The organism is Streptomyces sp. NPDC031100 (assembly GCF_055570785.1).
Window position 1 is genome coordinate 141084 of sequence record NZ_JBVIGN010000001.1, and the last position, 15893, is coordinate 156976.

Below are 15893 nucleotides of genomic sequence, written 5' to 3' on the forward strand. Positions count from 1 at the left end.
GTACCCCGGCCGAGGGCCCTCAGCCCTTCTCCCCTCCCCCGGCCCCGCGCTCGCCGAGCCGCGCGAGCTGGGTCTGGAACCAGTCGAGCCGGGCCTGCAACAGGGCGGCCTCGGCGACGAGTTCGGGCACGCCGAACTCCCCGTCGGCCGCAGGCTCGGCGGGCGGTGCCGCCGCGGCGCCACTGCCCGCGACCACCCGCAGCCCCTCCCCGGCCAGCCGGGCGAATCCGGCGAGCGAGAGGGACGTACGCCCGCGTACACAGCCCGCGCACGCGGGGGCGAGGGCCCGCCAGCCGGGCCTGCCCCAGTCGGCGTCGGCCAGCGCGACCGCGGCGGCACCGCAGGCGCACGGACCGGCGGTCACCGTGCGCACCCGTTGCCGGGCGTAGCGGAAACCGCGCTCGAAGCGGATGTAGGCGCCGAGCACGGAGACCTCGAGCAGGACCGCGGCCCGGTGCTCCGCCGTGCACAGCAGGGCCTCGGCGGCCGCGCGGTCGTGCACGCAGTGGAAGCCGCAGTCGCACAGGCGCGCGGGCGGGCGGTGCCTGCGCCCGTAGACGCAGGCGGCGTCGTCGAGCACGCCGTACGGCAGCGCGCCGCCCAGTGACACACCGGTGAACCCGGCCCGGGTGCCGTCCTGGGACAGCACCGGGTGGGCGATCTTGTATCCGGTCGGCGGCTCCGTGGGGCGTTCCACCGGGAGCCGCAGCCTCATCGGGCCGCCGGTACCTCTTCGCGGGCCGGTTCGGCCGGTGCGGTGAGGGTCTTCTCCTCGGGGAGCTGCGGCTCCTCCGCACGGACGAGCGGCCGTTCCTCGGCCACTCCGGTGGCCAGTGCCTTGCCGAGCTTCATGGTGCCTCCCATGAGCGACGTCGATGACCGTCCGGGCCCCATAGTGACCCATGAAGGGCCGAGTTGGACACAGGGCCTTCGGCCGCCCGCTAGATTCATCAGAAATACTTAGCAATAGCCCTTAGGAGAATTAAGTAGAGCTTCAGCTTCGTCGTGCCGAGACTACTCCCATGACGAACCGACGCAAGCCCTTCGGCCGCACGCTCTGCGCGATGATCACCCCGTTCACCGAGACGGGCACGCTGGACCCGGAGGGGGCGGGCCGGCTGGCCGGTCGGCTGGTGGCCGAGGGCTGCGACGGCCTGGTGCTGAACGGCACCACGGGCGAGTCGCCGACCACCACGGACGCGGAGAAGGCGGAGCTGATCACGGCCGTCCGGGAGGCAGTCGGCAACGACGTCTCGCTGGTGGCGGGCGTCGGCACCGCCGACACCCGGCACACGATCGAGCTGACCCTGGCGGCCGAAAAGGCGGGCGCCGACGGGGTGTTGGTGGTGACGCCGTACTACAGCAGACCGTCGCAGGAGTCGCTGGAGGCGCACTTCCGCCGGGTCGCGGACGCGAGCGGACTGCCGGTGATGCTCTACGACATCCCGGCCCGCACGGGCACGCGGATCGAGCCGGAGACGATGATCCGCCTGGCCGAGCACCCGCGGATCGTGGCCGTCAAGGACTGCTCCTACGACTTCCTCGGCACCCAGAAGGTGCTGGCGCACACGGAGTTGGCGTACTACGCGGGCTGCGACGAGCACGTCCTCGCGCTGTACGCGGTGGGCGCGGCGGGCTGCGTGAGCACGGTCGCCAATGCCGTCCCGGGCCACATCGCCGCCGTCCTGGACGCGTTCGACGCGGGCGACACGGCCCGCGCGACCGAACTCCAGCTGCGCGCCACACCGTTGATCGAGGCGATGATGGCCGCGGGCCTGCCCGGCACGGTCACCGCCAAGGCCCTCCTCGGCACACTCGGCCATCCGGCGGGCCCGGTACGGGAACCCCTGCTGCCCGCGAACCGGGAGACGACCGACGCCCTGCGGGCCCTCTACGAGGAGCTGGCGGCGGCGTGACCTGCCCGCCACGAAAAATCCCCCGGCTCATACCGCCCGCCGCCATACGGTGACCCCGTGAGCCGCCCCCTGCTGTTCCTGGACGTCGACGGCCCCCTCAACCTCGGCTACGAACTGTGCTGGGCGACCGCGCGTGGCGGCCCACCACCCCGGACCTGCGCTATTGCACCACGTCGACCCGAGAGTCGGGCTGCGGGAGGAGGACTTCGCGGCGTTGGCAAACGCTCCGGGCGGGCTCGTGACACGGCTGTGACAGTTGGCGGACAAGGCCATGACCTGGGCGGATCAAACTCGAATAAAGAGGACGAACAGCCGATATCGGACATTCGCCCACTGCTTTCGAGGATGCGAGCAGCGACGACCCGTCGATCCGTCTAAGGAAAACCCATGAGCCTCACCCTCACCACCCCCGAAGCCGCCACCCCCGAGCTGGCGCCGCGTGAGCGCGAGACCCTCCGGCACATCGCCGCCGGCCGCACCTACCTGCAGACGGCGCGCCACATGGGCCTTTCCAAGCACACGGTCGACGCCTACCTGCGCCGCATCCGCGCCAAGCTCAACATCAGCAGCACGGCCGAGCTGACCCGGCTGGCGATCTCCCTGGGACTGTGACGGAGAGGCGGGCGAAAACATCGGCGGCCGCGGACGCGGCCGCCGTCGATCCTTTGAGTCTGTCAGTCGGGGTGTGTCAGCCGGGCGGGCAGCCGAACCAGTTCACCGTGCCGTTGCCGGAGGTGTAGCCCAGGCATCTGATGGTTCTGCTGTGCAGGGTCTCGGTGCGGTCGACCCCTCCGTTCAGGTACTCCGTCTTGTAGTGGGGCTGCACGAGGGTGTCGATCTCGACGGTGTACCAGCGGTGCCTGTTGTCCGGGATGCTGCAGCCGTGGCCGGTCACGTTGCGGCTGGGCCCTTCGCTCCATATGGCCCGTTCGGCGCGGTCGCAGTGCGCCCTGTCGGCGGCGCCCGCGGTGCCGGCTCCGGTGCCGAGCAGGGCCGTGGCGCCCGTGGCCACCGCCACGGCAGCGCCGAGCAGGCGCCTCAGGGTGAGGTTCATCGATTGGTCCTCCTGCCAGCTGTGGTGACGGCCTGGAGTCGCCATGTCACCTTAGGGTGATGATCACACTCATCCGGGATGTCCGGCTCGGCAGCCGACGGCACAGTCCCCCGACCCGGTGACGCCGGTGATGCCAATGCAGCAGGCCGCGGTCACCCCTGACCGGCCGACGAGAACCGTGCCCAGGAGTGCGAGGCGCCCTCGATGCGGCAGGGGTTCTCGTCCAGGCCCCTGTCGCCGAACGTCTGCAGGATGTGCAGACGCAACAGCCCGTCGTAACGGTCGACCGCGGTCGGGGCCAGACCGCACTCCGACAGCCAACGCAGGGTGCGCTGCTCGAAGTTCATTTCCCCGGCGTCCGGGTCACGCCAGTGGTTGCGCTCGATGTCGGCGCGGGTGAGGTGCTCAACGGTGCGCACTTCGATGTACTCGGCGACCGCGCTCTCCGGTGTGCGCACCGGGCGGCCGAGCTTGACGTGGCGGATGCGGCGTTCGGCGATCGGGCGACGTACGAAACGCTCGCCCGTGCCGAGCATCTCGCTGGCCTCGGCGACGGAGGAGGCGGTCATGAGGCGGTCAGCCATGGGGGTCACTTCCTTGGCGGTGCGCTCGGAGCGAGGGCGGGTCTGCGCGATGCACGCCCGGAGACCGCTGGTCGAGCAGCTGCCCTGCCCGTTCAGCCGAATGGGATATCGTGCCTCGTCGACCCGTCCCATTCGCGAATGGGGAGCGCAGAAGGAGACACGGTGTCCGATCTTGGGCGGCTCGTCGCCGGCCGGTACCTGCTGGTGGAGCGGGTGGGCAGCGGCGGCATGGGCACCGTGTGGCGCGCCGAGGACAAGTTGCTCGGCCGCCATGTCGCCGTGAAGAAACTGCGCATCCCGCCGCACCTGCACGACGACGAGGTCCAGACGCTCCATGAGCGCACCCGGCGCGAAGCCCGCAGTGCCGCCCGGATCGCCCACCCCAACGTGATCGTGGTGCACGACGTCGTCGATGACGAGGGCCTGCCGTGCATCGTCATGGAGTACATACCTTCGCTCACGCTGAGTGACGTCCTCAAGCGTCGGGGTGCGCTGCCACCCGATGAAGCCGCCCGGATCGGCCGTGCCATGGCCGCCGCCCTGCGCGCCGCCCACGACGCCGGGGTCCTGCACCGGGACGTCAAACCCGCCAACGTTCTGCTCGGCGACGACGGGCGGATCGTCCTCACCGACTTCGGGATCGCCATGGAGTCGGGAACGTCCTCACTGACCAAGTCGGGCGAGTTGATCGGCTCCGTCCGCTACCTGGCGCCCGAACGCCTCAGAAGCGCGAACACCAGGCCCGGTCCCGCCAGTGATTTGTGGGCCCTGGGAGCAACCCTCTATCAGACGGTCGAGGGGCGGCCCCCGTTCCACCGTGACACCCCGATCGAGACCGCGTACGCCATCGCCACCGAACCGTACGAGCCCCTGCGCAGCGCTGGGGACCTGGCCCCGGTGATCGAGGGCCTGCTCGTCAAGGAATCGGACCAGCGCATGGACGTACACGAGGTCGAATTCCGCCTGGGCGATCTGATGACCGGCACCCGAACCGCTCCCGTCGATTCCCCCACGCGGTCAGACCGGGCCGGCGACCTCGTGCCTCCTGGGCGAAAGGGCGGCAGCAACCGTCGTCGTACGGTGTTGCGGTCGGTCGTGGCAGTGGTACTCGCCGCCTGTGCGGCAGGCGGCGCACTGTGGTGGATGAAGAGCACTGCTGACAGGCCGACGCGTAGCCACACTGCCGCCGTCCCCTCTCCGAGTGCCAGCCCCACCCTGCCGCCGCTGCCCGTCGGATACCACCTCGAAAAGGCGGACAGCGGCATCTTTGTGCCCGTACGGGACGACTGGACCAGCAAGACGATGCCCGGTGGTGAGGTCGCCTACATAGACCCGACCGGCTTGGTGGGCCTGAGGATCAACGTCGTCCAGTTCGCGGGCACCGATCCGCTGCAGCACTGGCGTGAGACGGAAGAGGACCAGACCCGTCGCGACAATCCCGGCTACGAACGCGTGAGGATGGCTGCGACAACCTTCCGCGGACGACCTGCCGGATACTGGGAGTTCACCTTCGACGGCAGGGCACGGAAGTACCGGGCGGCCGAGCTGGCTTTCGCCGACGCCGACGGCACCCAGTACGTGATCTACCTCTCCGCGCCGGACGCGCAATGGCACCAGTACCGGCCGGTCTTCGACACCGCCGCCAAGGGAGTCCACCTGAGCAACAACGCCTGACGTGGCGACGGCACTGCCGAGTGGGAGAATCGACCGGCGCGTGAGCGCCCTGCCCGGGGCCGTCCTGGGGCCATGGCAGGGCACTCAACGGTGACACGGCCGCCGGTCACGGCCGCCGAGTGTCAGTTGTGGCGGAGGTGAGCTACAGGCCGTCGCGCTCGATCAGCGCGCCATCGGGCCCCAACGTGTAAACGCGCGGCGGCTGCATCGCTTCAACCGCTCTCCGTAGCGCCGCTTCCTGCTCGCCACGATCAGGCCCGTGTGGGTCTCGCACGTGGAATCCGTACAACTCGATGGCCTCCGCGTCGACATCATCGGACTGCGGACGACCTTCCTGGATGAAGCCGCAGAGCGCACGCAACGCGTCTTCGCCCAGGTCCAAGGGGTGAAAGGGCAGGGCGTACGGCTCGTCCTCCTCGCCGGGCCACGGGACGACGTCAGCCGGGCGGTCACCAGCCCAGTAGGGCAGCTCAAAGGGGAGCGGTTCGCCGATGTTCTCGATGATGCCGCTGTCCGGGGACAGGCTCAGGGAGCGGACGAGTCGTCGGCCGGTACCTGCCGGGAGGGGGCGTCGATCATCACCCTCTGATCGCCGACGACATTCCACTCCCGGCCAACTGGCCGCGTACGCCGTTCCCTTCAAGGGGTAAACGCCGTCCCAGAGATTCGAGCCCCCGCACTCCTCGATCTCCCAGCCCGGGTAGAGCCGTCGCATCATGGCGGTCGTCCGGTGACGTGTCGAGTCTCAGTTGATGGTTGACGGGTTGGCGTCGGGTGATGCTTGACGTCTGCCCTAGACGATCTTCCGGCGGTTGTGTTTGCCGGACTTGCGGACCACCACCTCCTTCCTGGTCACGCGCGGGACGGTGGTGATCAGCTCGGTTCCGTGGAAGATGCGGATCAGGTCCTCGCTGAGGTGGGCGGTGACGACCTGGTGGGCATAGCCGCGGCCGAGCTGGATGCGCTGTCCAGCGACCATGAAGCCGCCGACGCTGCTGACCGTCCGCTCGGCGATCTGCTCGGCGGGCGGTGGCAGCTGCGGAGGCGGCCCGGCCGGACGGCCACCTTGCAGGCGTCCGTAGGCTGAGGCCGGCAGGGGGCTGGGCAGGGTGGCCTTGAGGACACGCTGCTCGTCGAGGACCTGGAGGACTTTCCCGTCGAGCTTGAGGGTGACCCGCTGTCCGGCGAACGGCCAGCCGATCAGGACCTTGTCGCCGCCCAGACCGACGTAGCCGACCGCGTTGACGGTCCGATCCACCTCCACCGCCCCATCGGCATCGTTCCCGGGGGTCGGGGTCGTCCGTCCACCGTCGGACGTGCACCTCCACCCGCCAGCAGGGCTTTGAGGTCCCGGCCTGACAGCTTCGAGGGCAGGGTCTTGTGCCGCCCACCGCCGATCAGCACGTGCAGCCGGTGCACGTCGACCCGCAAGGTCACGGTGACGCCGGCCAGGGCCGGGCCGAACCAGATCTGCTGCCCGCGCAAGCTGAGGTTCCCCGACGCGGGAACCGCCCGCTCCAGCTCGATCGCGCCGACCTCCCCCTCGGCCATCGGCCAGGCCACCGGCTCGGGCGGAGGCTCTGGGACAGCCAGAGCGGGGACCGCATCGAGGCGGGCAGGCAGCACCGCCGGCAACGCATCCTGCTCAGACCGCGGCCTGGGGACGAACCTACTGGCCGGGACAGCCATGTCCAGGGCCTGATGCGGCCGCATCCGGTTGTAGTCCTCCAGCCAGGCATCCACCACCACCTGCGCGGCCACCGCATCGGCGAACGGATCGTGGCCGTCGAGGAGTTCACGCCGCAGAGTCTGGTGAAAGCGTTCGATCTTCCCGGTCGTGGTCGGGGACTGCGGCTTCGTCAGCCGGTGGGCGATGCCGTTCTCCCGGCAGATCCTGTCGAACATCGTCTCTCCCGGCTTGCCGGGCCTGAAGCGGGCGGTGAACTGCTTGCCGTTGTCGGTCAGCACCTCCTCGGGCACCCCGAACCGCACCAGCGCTTCCCCGAAGGCCAGACACACCGCCCGGGCCGTGGCCCGCTGCACCACCTTCGCGATCACCACGAACCGCGAGTGATCGTCGATCCCGGTGACCATCTTGCCCTCGCTGCCGTCGGCCAGCAGCAGCCCGCCGACGATGTCCATCTGCCACAGCTCCATCGCCGCCGACCGCTCCCACCTGCGGTAATCCGACCGGCGACGCCGACGCACCCCGGGCTCGATCAGAGAGTTGCGGACCAGGACCCGGTAGACCGTCGCCCGGGACGGCACCGGCGTGATGCCCTTGCGTTCCAGCTCGTGCACCAGCCTGCGCGGACCCCAGCCGGGATGCCGGCGCCGTAACTCACACACCACCGCCTCCACCTCTCCAGAGATCCGGTGCGGACACGAGGCCGGCCAGTGCGACCGGTCCGCCAGCCCCGGCAGGCCCGACTGCTCGTATTTGCGCACCCAGGCATGCACAGACTGCCTCGACACCCCATACCGGGCCGCGACTTGAGTGACCGGAACCCCCGCGGCGACCTCCATCACCGCGTGATACCGCTGCTCGACCACGCTCAACTCCACCAGCACGGCCCCGGCCCTCCCTGCACACGCCGATCAGACGCGCACAGCCAAGCCGAGGCAAGCGGTGTCAAGCATCAGGTGAAGCCACAACGTCAAGCATCAACCGAGACAAGACAAACCCCACGCGGCCGACTGAGTTACAACTTTCTCTACTGGTTCAAGGCGGCTCGCTCCGCTCACCGCACGCGGCCCGGCCCCCGGCCGGGCCTGCGCTCCTGTCTCCGCCCCGCTCCAGCCCGGCCGGCGCCCGTGCCGCGCTCAGAGCAATCAGCCGCCTGATGCCAGAGAAGGGGTACGTCGTGGCTGGGGCGGTCGGCTCCACGGCTTTACGGAGCCACTTTGGCGCGAGCCTCGAAGATCATGGCCCCAACGTCGTGCTTTACCGGGCAGGTCCACAGACTGCCCGACGCGCCGGAAGCTTACGGGGCAATGATCACTCGCGCCAAAGCAGCGCCACCCCAAAGCCGCTCCACCAACCTTGTAATTCCCCGGTAGCGCTGCATCGAGATGACGAGGGCGAAGAACTATCCACAACCAGACTCGTCTGTCTGATTCAGCGACCACGCCCACCAACCGTGGAACACATCTCTTGAACAGCCAACGGTGGCAGTGAATCCCTATACACAGCCAACTCCCACAGATGACTTTTCTGAAATGGGATTCCAGTTGCCCTCACGACCGCATGGCGAGAAGTACGGCTTCATTTCTTGGAGAGTAAGACACGCCTACATAGACTCTGCCCAGGGTTACGACAGGCTTCCACCAAGTGTGGCCACTCAAATGAGACACCCAGTAGTCGCGACCTGTGGCTAGGTCCATTGCTCGCAAGACCCCACCTTGGGCAGCGTAGAGGGTTCCATCCGAAATTACGGGGGCACCACCGACTCCCTCTCTCCTCCAGCGCTCTCTCCCCGATGACGCATCAAGCGCGACAATCCGCTCGGGGCCGCCCACGTAGACGAACTCCTCTGCGAACGCAGGTGTCCACCACCAACCCTCATACGTCCATCGCCTGTCGCCATTTTCTGGATTAATCGCATAAAGTCGCCGATTATTTGGGGCAAAAATCGCGCCCTCAGTTACTAGGGGGGAATGCAACCAGGCGCCATCCGCCTCAAAGCTCCACACTTGACGTCCGGTAGCAGTGTCCAAAGATCGAAAACGGTGGTCATAACTGCCGAAATAGACTCGCCCAAATGCTACGGCTGGTGCCGCTCGTACGGTTTCTAGTGCGCGATAGGGTTCCGGCCAGTGCAGTTGGCCCGTGCGAGCATCCACCGCCCACAAGTACGCGTCTCCCCCAATGTAGACCACCCCTTCAGCCACCGTTGGGGGTGAGCAGTCTGCGTTCTTAGTAGCAAGTCGCCAAACTTCACCTCCGTCAGCCGCATCGAACGCATAAAGATGACGCCCATCGCTCACAAATAGGAGGCCATCATTTACTGCTGGGGCGGACGCATAGGACAACGCCCGGTCCCATCGTCTCTCGCCGCTAGTGGCGTCTACGGCCCAAAGACACGTCGCGTCGCTGACATAAATCGTTCTTTCAGCCACAGCAAGAAAAGAGGCGTAACCGCCACCAGAACCAAGAGGAAACGTCCATTCGATGTCAGGGGGCACGCTAATTCGCCTGGAATTCAGTCCACCACCTTCTTCACCGATTTCCGGAACCACCACAAATGGAGAGAAGATGCCCGGCAAAGCTTGCGCCGCTTCCTTCAGCTCTCGCACTTTCTGCCTCCCTAAATAGACCAGAAGAGGCGCTAGCTTATTGCCGTCCATGAGCGAAAGAATCAGAATCGCTTCAGACGCAGGCATGCCGCCAACCCATACGGCTGCTGTTTGTATTTCGATAGAATCTAATAAGCGCGCGGCAATGCGGGGATTTAGCGTTGGAAGGATCGCTGCCGCCTCGTTCGCATCGGCGTCGGCTAGGAGGCTGGTGATCGATCGAATATGCGCCTGGTCGGCCAACATGTCTAAGGTTCTCGGGAGATCACCCCTCAGGCCTTGCACCGCACCAATAGCTAGCCCGGCAAGATATTCTGAGTCGCCACCGCCGTTCGCGCGAGCCCGGCGACTGCGAGATGCGGCGTCAGAAGGCGCAGCTGAGGCCTGGACGCGACCACGCGCCGCCAACCAGGGTCCTGACTCCTGTCCGCACGCCTCCACGAATGCGACCAAGGTTCCTTTGCGAGGTAGACGGGTCCTGCGATTGAGGATGTCGTTAATTGTGGCCTTGCTGATCCCTGCAGCCACAGCAAGACGATGCTGACTCCAGTTCCCCTGATGAAACAACGCAATCAACTGCTCGTTTAGCTGCTCGGCGCTCTCTATCTGATGAGGATTGATCGGTGGGATCTTGACCACTCTCCACTGTTCGGTTTGAGCCGGATCAACCAAGCGCCGGAGCGTCTACCAGCCACGATGCACAACATCTCCGTTCCATGGCGAAACCAAACGGCCTCCGCGCGCAAACTTCCCTCGACACCCTCACGGAGATCGAGTCGCAAGGTGGATCACATGATCGTCAGGAAGCCCACGCTCCGTCCCAGCTTCAAGACGAAGTTGAAGCGAGCCATCCAAGCCGTTGTGCACGCCGCCCTCCGCGGCTTGGGCTACGCAGCCGGAACCTACGCCTTCTCTGTCCTCGTTTGGTGGCTCAGCACTCGGTAGCAAGCCTCGGAACAGGCTGAGGCCAACGCCGCATGGTCGTGTCACTTGGTGATGCGAGTCTGTCGGCGCCACTATGCGTCGACTCAGTACAGCGCAGGAGCAAGAGCAGAGAGGCTGCCGCTTTCTAAGAGCGGCGGCCTCATCCTCTCTCGACCGAAGTCGGCGATCCGCCCGCACTGCCGGGCTCACGCCATCTCGGCGGATACCTAAGCCGCGCCGACGTCAGCTCCCCAGCTGCCTTTCCAGATCCAAACCCGTCAACCCCGCGCCCGCCGCCAGCAGTGGAGCACGGCAACCGCCGCAACCGCCGCCAACCATCAACTGCCCCCGATCCCCGCTCGATCAGCATCCTGGAGTGCAATGTGGTCAACCGACCAGCCCACTAGCCCCTGCTGATTTCCCGGCCGAGAGTTCGGGACACAGAGGTCGTGCCAGAACCGTGCCAGGCCGTGCGGGGAACCACGGGGAATGGTGAGGAACAGGGAGTCGGCCGATCAAACCCCGCTGCTGCTTCGCCACAGGTCAGCCCAACCACCACCCGTAGAAAACCTAAGCTTCCCAAGCTCAGAACACAGGTGTGCACAGCCATCAGCTCAAGGAGTCGCCCGAAGCGGCCACGCGAGCACGAGGTTCAGCGTCACCATGAGCCATGACGAGTCGCCGGCCCCCATCGGAACCCAGTCTGATCGTTGCCCTGTGGTGGCTGTTGCTAGCCGCCGTCACGCTCGTCACGTTCCTCGGCGGGATCAACTTCCTGTTCAATCTGAACGACGACCCTGCTCCATCACCGACCGTGACTGTGACCGAGACGCAAACTGCGGGCCCCGACCTGTCCTACGACCCCCCGAGCAGTGTCCCTGATGAGGGCCTCCCCGACATCCTCACACCGAGCGTCTGCGCCGAAGCGAAGGCCCCTGGCCTAGTCCCCCGAGACCGCTGGACTCCCTGCGGCCAGTTGCTCGGGTACTTCGACGAGACGCCAACCCCTTAGCTCGGCGCACCACAAACGCACCAGATCGAGCGGGGAACAGCGGGGAATCACGGTGAAAGCAGCCTGGCTCGGCGAGGCCCCTGCTCAATCGTTTTGCCCTGGTCAGGGCTCCAGCCGCCTGCAAAAGACCGCAGCTTCCCAAGCTGCAGCTGCGGCTTGCCCCGGGCCGTCTATCGGATGTGAGCCTAAGACTCACTCTGGGCCTGTCGCACCGCTTCAATGAACGAGTCGACCGAGGCCTGGTAGGCGTCGACAGCGTGGCGGAAGCCCTCGGCCGCGCGTATGTCCTCTTCGACGGCGGTGAGGCGGAGGTACGCCTCACCGGAGGCTGCGTGGACTGCGTTCGCCGCCGCTATCGGCTCGGGGTGGCATTCCAGTGAGACGACGGCTAGGGCGCGTAGGAAGGGCCCGTATGAGTCGCGCAGTTGATCCCGGAGCTCTGCGAGGGATGCCCGTCGTGCCTCTTCGTTCTCCACCCTCAGGTACTTGGGGATCCTGCGGTACAGGATCCCCATTTCGTTGGCCTGCTGGATGAAGTCCAATTGTGTGGTTCTGCGTGCTTCGCGCTCCCGAGCGACGCTTGCGGCTTCGGCAGCGGCCTGCGCCTGGACACGAGCAGCTTGGGCGTTGCCCCTGCTGGTCACCAAACTGGCGACTACCGCTGTGACAGCGGTCAGCAGGGCTACCCACAAAGCGCTGTTGTCCATCCGCACAGTGTGTGTGCCAGCGGCCAACTTGCACAGAGGGCATCGGTTTCCGGGGATCGGGCGGCTCTCGTTACGAGCGGTCCCGACCCCGTACGGACTACGACCTGGCCGTCTTTGAGCCGCTCGAGGCCGCTCAACAGCGTCCACCGAACGCCCCCGTAGATAGCCCCGCTTCCCAAGCTGCTGGCGTCGGGAGCGCCCGCGTGCACCCGGCAGAGGCAGCGTGCGCCGTCCCTGCCAGCAGAACCCGAGCCACGGTGCATAAGGCTTCACGTACTGCGTGACGAGTAGAGGGGGAAGCAGCATGGCGAAGTGTGGCGCCCCGACCAAGGCCGGGGGGCGGTGCCAACGGGCGGTGGTGACCGGCACGTCCCGGTGCCCGGTCCATCAGGGGCCGTGGTCCGCGTACGGTGTCGCCCAGCGCAAGGGGAAGGAAGCCAAGGAGAAGAAGCGCAAGATCCGCAAGAACCGCTAGCTCCGGCTGACATCCAAGGGTGACATCAACAGCGCCGGACGCAGGCGTCCATGCACGGCCCGGCACGTCCGACCTGACCACCCGCTGATGCCGCCTGACCGTGCTCGGATCGAACTCCTAATGCGGTGCTCACGCACGAACGCCCTTCCAGGCCGTCCTCGGGCCGTGGAAGGGCGCTCAATGGTGACCAACGTCGACAGCTACCGACAGCTCAGTGGCAGGTCAGAGCATTGATCGGTTAGGCGGCCGCAAGTCGCGGCCGCCAAGGATCAGTTGTGGCTGTGCAGAATGTCGTTCAGACCGCCCCACACCGCGTTGTTCGGACGGGCCTCGACGACACCGGTGACCGAGTTGCGGCGGAAGAGGATGTTGGAGGCGCCGTTCAGCTCGCGGGCCTTGACGATCTGGCCGTCGGGCATCGTCACCCGGGTGCCCGCGGTGATGTACAGGCCCGCCTCGATCACGCACTCGTCCCCGAGCGCGATGCCGACGCCCGCCTCGGCGCCGATCAGGCAGCGCTCGCCGATGGCGATGACCACGTTGCCGCCGCCGGACAGCGTGCCCATGGTGGAGGCGCCGCCGCCGATGTCCGAGCCGTTGCCGACCACGACACCCGCGGAGATGCGGCCCTCGACCATGGAGGTGCCGAGCGTGCCCGCGTTGAAGTTCACGAAGCCCTCGTGCATGACCGTGGTGCCCTCGGCGAGGTGCGCGCCGAGGCGGACGCGGTCGGCGTCGGCGATGCGGACGCCCTTCGGGGCCACGTAGTCCGTCATGCGCGGGAACTTGTCGATCGAGGTCACCTGGAGGTGCAGGCCCTCGGCGCGGGCGTTCAGCCGCACCTTCTCGATGTCGTCGACCGCGACCGGGCCGAGCGAGGTCCAGGCCACGTTGGCGAGGTGCCCGAAGATGCCGTCCAGGTTCTGGCCGTGCGGCTTGACCAGGCGGTGCGAGAGCAGGTGCAGGCGCAGGTAGACGTCGTGCGCGTCGAGCGGCTTGTCGTCGAGGGAGGCGATGACCGTACGGACCGCGACCACCTCGACGCCCCGGCGGGCGTCCGGGCCGACGGCCGCGGTGGCGCCGGCGCCGAGCAGCTCCGCGGCCCGCTCGGCGGAGAGCCGCTCGGTGCCGGCGGGGCCGAGGCCCTCGGCAGTCACAGTGACCAGCTCGGGGGCCGGGAACCAGGTGTCGAGAACGGTGCCGTCGGAGGCGATGGTGGCGAGACCGGCGGCGACGGCGCCGGTGGTACGAGAAGCAGTGTCGGTCATGTAGGAAACCTAACGTGGGGGAGGTCGTGGGGGCGAACCCGTGCGGGCCCCGTCTCATGTGCCGGGCTCGGGTTCAGGGGATCACCCGAGCCAACACGGCGCGCGCGTACTCCTCGTCGTACGAACCGCCGGTCAGCAGCACCTGCAGACAGATGCCGTCCATCAGTGCGAGCAGGGCCCGTGCCGTCACCGGATCGGTCCGCCCGGCCAGCCGCGCGGCCGTCTCCTCCGTCCACTGGGCGGCGACGGGACGCAGGGCAGGGCGCCTGAGGGCCGCGAGATACAGCTCGTACTCCAGCTCGACGCCCGGCCGGTCGCCGCCCAGCCACTCACCGAGGACGCGGGCGAGACCGGCCGCCAGGTCGCCATGGCTATGGCCTTGGCCAAAACCGTCGCCGGCGCCCTCGCCGTCGCCGTCGTCCAGGATCCCGCTTGCGTCGAGCACCCGCGCGAAACCCTCGTTGGTCTGGCACAGCGCGGCCACCAGGAGGTCGTCCAGGGTGGCGAAGTGGTACGTCGTGGAGCCGAGCGGAACGTCCGCCTCGGCGGCGACCGTGCGATGGCTCAGCCCGGCGATGCCCTTCTCCCCCACGACCCGGATCGCCGCGTCGATGATCCGCTGCCGCCGCTCGGGGTCGTAGCGCCGGGGCATCAGTGCGCCCCGCCCAGGTTCAGGACCACCACTCCCCCGACTATCAGCAGGATCCCGGCGATCTTGGTCGCGCTCAGCCCCTCCCCGAACAGCATCAGGCCGATGACGGCGATGGTTGCGGTGCCGACCCCGGACCAGATCGCGTACGCCGTGCCGATCGACACGGACTTCAGGGTCTGGGCGAGCAGCGCGAAGGAGACGAGGTAGCCCAGAGCCGTCACGAGCGAGGGCCAGAGCCTGCTGAAGCCCTCGCTGTACTTCATCGCCGTCGTGGCGGCGACCTCGGCGGCGATGGCGCCGGCGAGCAACAGGTATCCCATGGGGAGAAGCGTACTCAGCGTTGTGTACGGCCGTACACAACCAGAAAGTTTCAGTTTCATAGAAACCGCTCGCCAAGACGCCCCGCTCCACTAGTGTGCGGCCCCTCGGCACCACTTCTGCTTCACGTTTCACTCACCTCACGCTCACAACCCCGGCCGCCGCCCGGCGCGGCGGAGGAGAACCGCGCATGCCTGACAACACCCCCCACCCCCCGCAGCGCCGGCCCTGGGAGAACGGCTGGACTCCGGACGCCTCCCGGGCCCCCGGCACCCGAAGACTCTGGCTGGCCGGCGCGCTGGCCGTGGCCACGGTCGCGGCTTGTGTGACGGCGATTGCCGTGATCGACAGCGCCCCCGGGCAGCAGGCCACCCCGCCCGTGACCGGAGCGCCCACCGACGGCCCCGGCCTGCTCTCCTTCGCCTCCCCCTCGGCGAGCACGGCCGCTCCACCGAAGGGCAAGACGGCCCTGTCCTCGGTGACGCCCTCCGTCACCGTGTCCTCCGGGCCGGCGCGCACGGCCGCATCGACGCCCGCGCCCGCCAAGTCCCGGGCGCCCCGTACGAGTTCCTCGAAGCCCGCCGCCGACCGGCGATCCGTGCGCTCCCTCAACTACCCGGACAGGTACTGGCACATCGTCGGCGACTACGTGAAGCTCGACCCGGTCGGCTCGCCCTCCGCCCGCCGTGCCGCCACCTTCACCCTGGTCAAGGGCCTGTCCGACGCCCGCTGTTACTCCTTCTCCACGGCCGACGGCGGCTACCTCCGTCACCGGAACTTCCTCCTGCGCGCCGAACACGACGACGGCTCCCGCCTGTTCGAGCAGGACGCCACCTTCTGCCCGCGCACGTCCTCCTTCACCGGCGCAACCATGCTGGAGTCGGTCAACTACCCGGGCCGCTTCCTGCGCCACCAGAACTTCCAACTGAAGCTGGACCCGTACCAGAACACGGACCTGTACCGGGCGGACTCGGCGTTCCGGCTGGTGGACGGGCTTAGCTGAGCGGAACCTC

At 67.7% G+C, this 15893-nt stretch carries 13 protein-coding genes and 4 pseudogenes; 5 read left to right on the forward strand and 12 right to left on the reverse strand.

Going from position 1 to position 15893, the window contains the following annotated elements:
* Positions 1-19: 19 nt before the first annotated feature.
* On the reverse strand, positions 20-715 hold the full coding sequence (locus ACZ5DS_RS00685; protein WP_468232588.1) for a hypothetical protein: 696 nt from the start codon (positions 713-715) through the stop codon (positions 20-22).
* Positions 712-852: a hypothetical protein gene (locus tag ACZ5DS_RS00690; protein ID WP_468232590.1), complete on the reverse strand. Its 141-nt coding sequence runs from the start codon at positions 850-852 to the stop codon at positions 712-714. The genes ACZ5DS_RS00685 and ACZ5DS_RS00690 overlap by 4 nt, the downstream gene beginning before the upstream one ends.
* A gap of 170 nt (positions 853-1022) precedes the next feature.
* On the opposite strand from ACZ5DS_RS00690, the gene dapA reads away from it, so the two are divergent.
* Positions 1023-1916, forward strand: coding sequence for a 4-hydroxy-tetrahydrodipicolinate synthase (gene dapA, locus ACZ5DS_RS00695; protein ID WP_468232592.1), 894 nt, complete (start codon positions 1023-1025; stop codon positions 1914-1916).
* A 387-nt stretch (positions 1917-2303) separates the two neighbouring features.
* Positions 2304-2528 carry a response regulator transcription factor gene (locus tag ACZ5DS_RS00700; RefSeq protein ID WP_468232594.1) on the forward strand — a complete coding sequence of 75 codons (225 nt, stop codon included), beginning with the start codon at positions 2304-2306 and terminating at the stop codon, positions 2526-2528.
* Between the two features lie 76 nt (positions 2529-2604).
* Here the strand turns inward: ACZ5DS_RS00700 and ACZ5DS_RS00705 are convergent, their stop codons facing one another.
* From ACZ5DS_RS00705 to ACZ5DS_RS00715, 3 genes and pseudogenes are all read right to left on the reverse strand, one after another.
* Positions 2605-2970, reverse strand: coding sequence for a hypothetical protein (locus ACZ5DS_RS00705; RefSeq protein ID WP_468232596.1), 366 nt, complete (start codon positions 2968-2970; stop codon positions 2605-2607).
* A 218-nt stretch (positions 2971-3188) separates the two neighbouring features.
* Positions 3189-3374: pseudogene (locus tag ACZ5DS_RS00710) on the reverse strand (tyrosine-type recombinase/integrase); the annotation flags it as partial.
* Positions 3363-3554, reverse strand: a pseudogene (locus tag ACZ5DS_RS00715) (helix-turn-helix domain-containing protein); the annotation flags it as partial. The pseudogenes ACZ5DS_RS00710 and ACZ5DS_RS00715, both read right to left, overlap by 12 nt.
* 162 nt (positions 3555-3716) lie before the next feature.
* On the opposite strand from ACZ5DS_RS00715, the gene ACZ5DS_RS00720 reads away from it, so the two are divergent.
* Entirely contained in the window at positions 3717-5228 is a 1512-nt protein-coding gene (locus ACZ5DS_RS00720; protein ID WP_468232598.1) for a serine/threonine-protein kinase, read from the forward strand.
* 142 nt (positions 5229-5370) lie between these two features.
* On the opposite strand, the pseudogene ACZ5DS_RS00725 reads toward ACZ5DS_RS00720, so the two are convergent.
* From ACZ5DS_RS00725 to ACZ5DS_RS00740, 4 genes and pseudogenes are all read right to left on the reverse strand, one after another.
* Positions 5371-5955, reverse strand: a pseudogene (locus tag ACZ5DS_RS00725) (DUF6928 family protein); the annotation flags it as partial.
* A 66-nt stretch (positions 5956-6021) separates the two neighbouring features.
* Positions 6022-7787: pseudogene (locus ACZ5DS_RS00730) on the reverse strand (IS481 family transposase).
* Positions 7788-8465: 678 nt separating this feature from the next.
* Entirely contained in the window at positions 8466-10196 is a 1731-nt protein-coding gene (locus ACZ5DS_RS00735) for an outer membrane protein assembly factor BamB family protein (RefSeq protein WP_468232600.1), read from the reverse strand.
* A 1449-nt stretch (positions 10197-11645) separates the two neighbouring features.
* On the reverse strand, positions 11646-12167 hold the full coding sequence (locus ACZ5DS_RS00740; protein WP_468232601.1) for a hypothetical protein: 522 nt from the start codon (positions 12165-12167) through the stop codon (positions 11646-11648).
* Positions 12168-12471: 304 nt separating this feature from the next.
* On the opposite strand from ACZ5DS_RS00740, the gene ACZ5DS_RS00745 reads away from it, so the two are divergent.
* On the forward strand, positions 12472-12642 hold the full coding sequence (locus ACZ5DS_RS00745) for a hypothetical protein (RefSeq protein WP_468232603.1): 171 nt from the start codon (positions 12472-12474) through the stop codon (positions 12640-12642).
* Positions 12643-12911: 269 nt separating this feature from the next.
* On the opposite strand, the gene dapD is transcribed toward ACZ5DS_RS00745, so the two are convergent.
* The 3 genes from dapD to ACZ5DS_RS00760 form a co-directional block, all read right to left on the reverse strand.
* Entirely contained in the window at positions 12912-13910 is a 999-nt protein-coding gene (dapD, locus tag ACZ5DS_RS00750) for a 2,3,4,5-tetrahydropyridine-2,6-dicarboxylate N-succinyltransferase (protein ID WP_468232605.1), read from the reverse strand.
* Between the two features lie 73 nt (positions 13911-13983).
* Positions 13984-14562 (reverse strand): TetR/AcrR family transcriptional regulator, encoded by a 579-nt coding sequence (locus ACZ5DS_RS00755; RefSeq protein ID WP_468232607.1) that lies wholly within the window; start codon positions 14560-14562, stop codon positions 13984-13986.
* Positions 14562-14882 carry a DMT family transporter gene (locus ACZ5DS_RS00760; protein WP_468232609.1) on the reverse strand — a complete coding sequence of 107 codons (321 nt, stop codon included), beginning with the start codon at positions 14880-14882 and terminating at the stop codon, positions 14562-14564. Before ACZ5DS_RS00760 ends, ACZ5DS_RS00755 begins: the two co-directional genes overlap by 1 nt.
* Before the next feature lie 188 nt (positions 14883-15070).
* On the opposite strand from ACZ5DS_RS00760, the gene ACZ5DS_RS00765 reads away from it, so the two are divergent.
* Positions 15071-15883: an AbfB domain-containing protein gene (locus tag ACZ5DS_RS00765; protein ID WP_468232611.1), complete on the forward strand. Its 813-nt coding sequence runs from the start codon at positions 15071-15073 to the stop codon at positions 15881-15883.
* The last annotated feature ends 10 nt before the right edge of the window (positions 15884-15893 follow it).

Excerpts from the sequence above, each read along its gene's own strand:
- ACZ5DS_RS00685 (WP_468232588.1), bottom strand. The coding sequence starts at position 715 with ATGAGGCTGCGGCTCCCGGTGGAACGCCCCACGGAGCCGCCGACCGGA.
- ACZ5DS_RS00690 (WP_468232590.1), bottom strand. The coding sequence starts at position 852 with ATGAAGCTCGGCAAGGCACTGGCCACCGGAGTGGCCGAGGAACGGCCG.
- dapA (WP_468232592.1), top strand. The coding sequence starts at position 1,023 with ATGACGAACCGACGCAAGCCCTTCGGCCGCACGCTCTGCGCGATGATC.
- ACZ5DS_RS00700 (WP_468232594.1), top strand. The coding sequence starts at position 2,304 with ATGAGCCTCACCCTCACCACCCCCGAAGCCGCCACCCCCGAGCTGGCG.
- ACZ5DS_RS00705 (WP_468232596.1), bottom strand. The coding sequence starts at position 2,970 with ATGAACCTCACCCTGAGGCGCCTGCTCGGCGCTGCCGTGGCGGTGGCC.
- ACZ5DS_RS00740 (WP_468232601.1), bottom strand. The coding sequence starts at position 12,167 with ATGGACAACAGCGCTTTGTGGGTAGCCCTGCTGACCGCTGTCACAGCG.
- ACZ5DS_RS00745 (WP_468232603.1), top strand. The coding sequence starts at position 12,472 with ATGGCGAAGTGTGGCGCCCCGACCAAGGCCGGGGGGCGGTGCCAACGG.
- dapD (WP_468232605.1), bottom strand. The coding sequence starts at position 13,910 with ATGACCGACACTGCTTCTCGTACCACCGGCGCCGTCGCCGCCGGTCTC.
- ACZ5DS_RS00755 (WP_468232607.1), bottom strand. The coding sequence starts at position 14,562 with ATGCCCCGGCGCTACGACCCCGAGCGGCGGCAGCGGATCATCGACGCG.
- ACZ5DS_RS00760 (WP_468232609.1), bottom strand. The coding sequence starts at position 14,882 with ATGGGATACCTGTTGCTCGCCGGCGCCATCGCCGCCGAGGTCGCCGCC.
- ACZ5DS_RS00765 (WP_468232611.1), top strand. The coding sequence starts at position 15,071 with ATGCCTGACAACACCCCCCACCCCCCGCAGCGCCGGCCCTGGGAGAAC.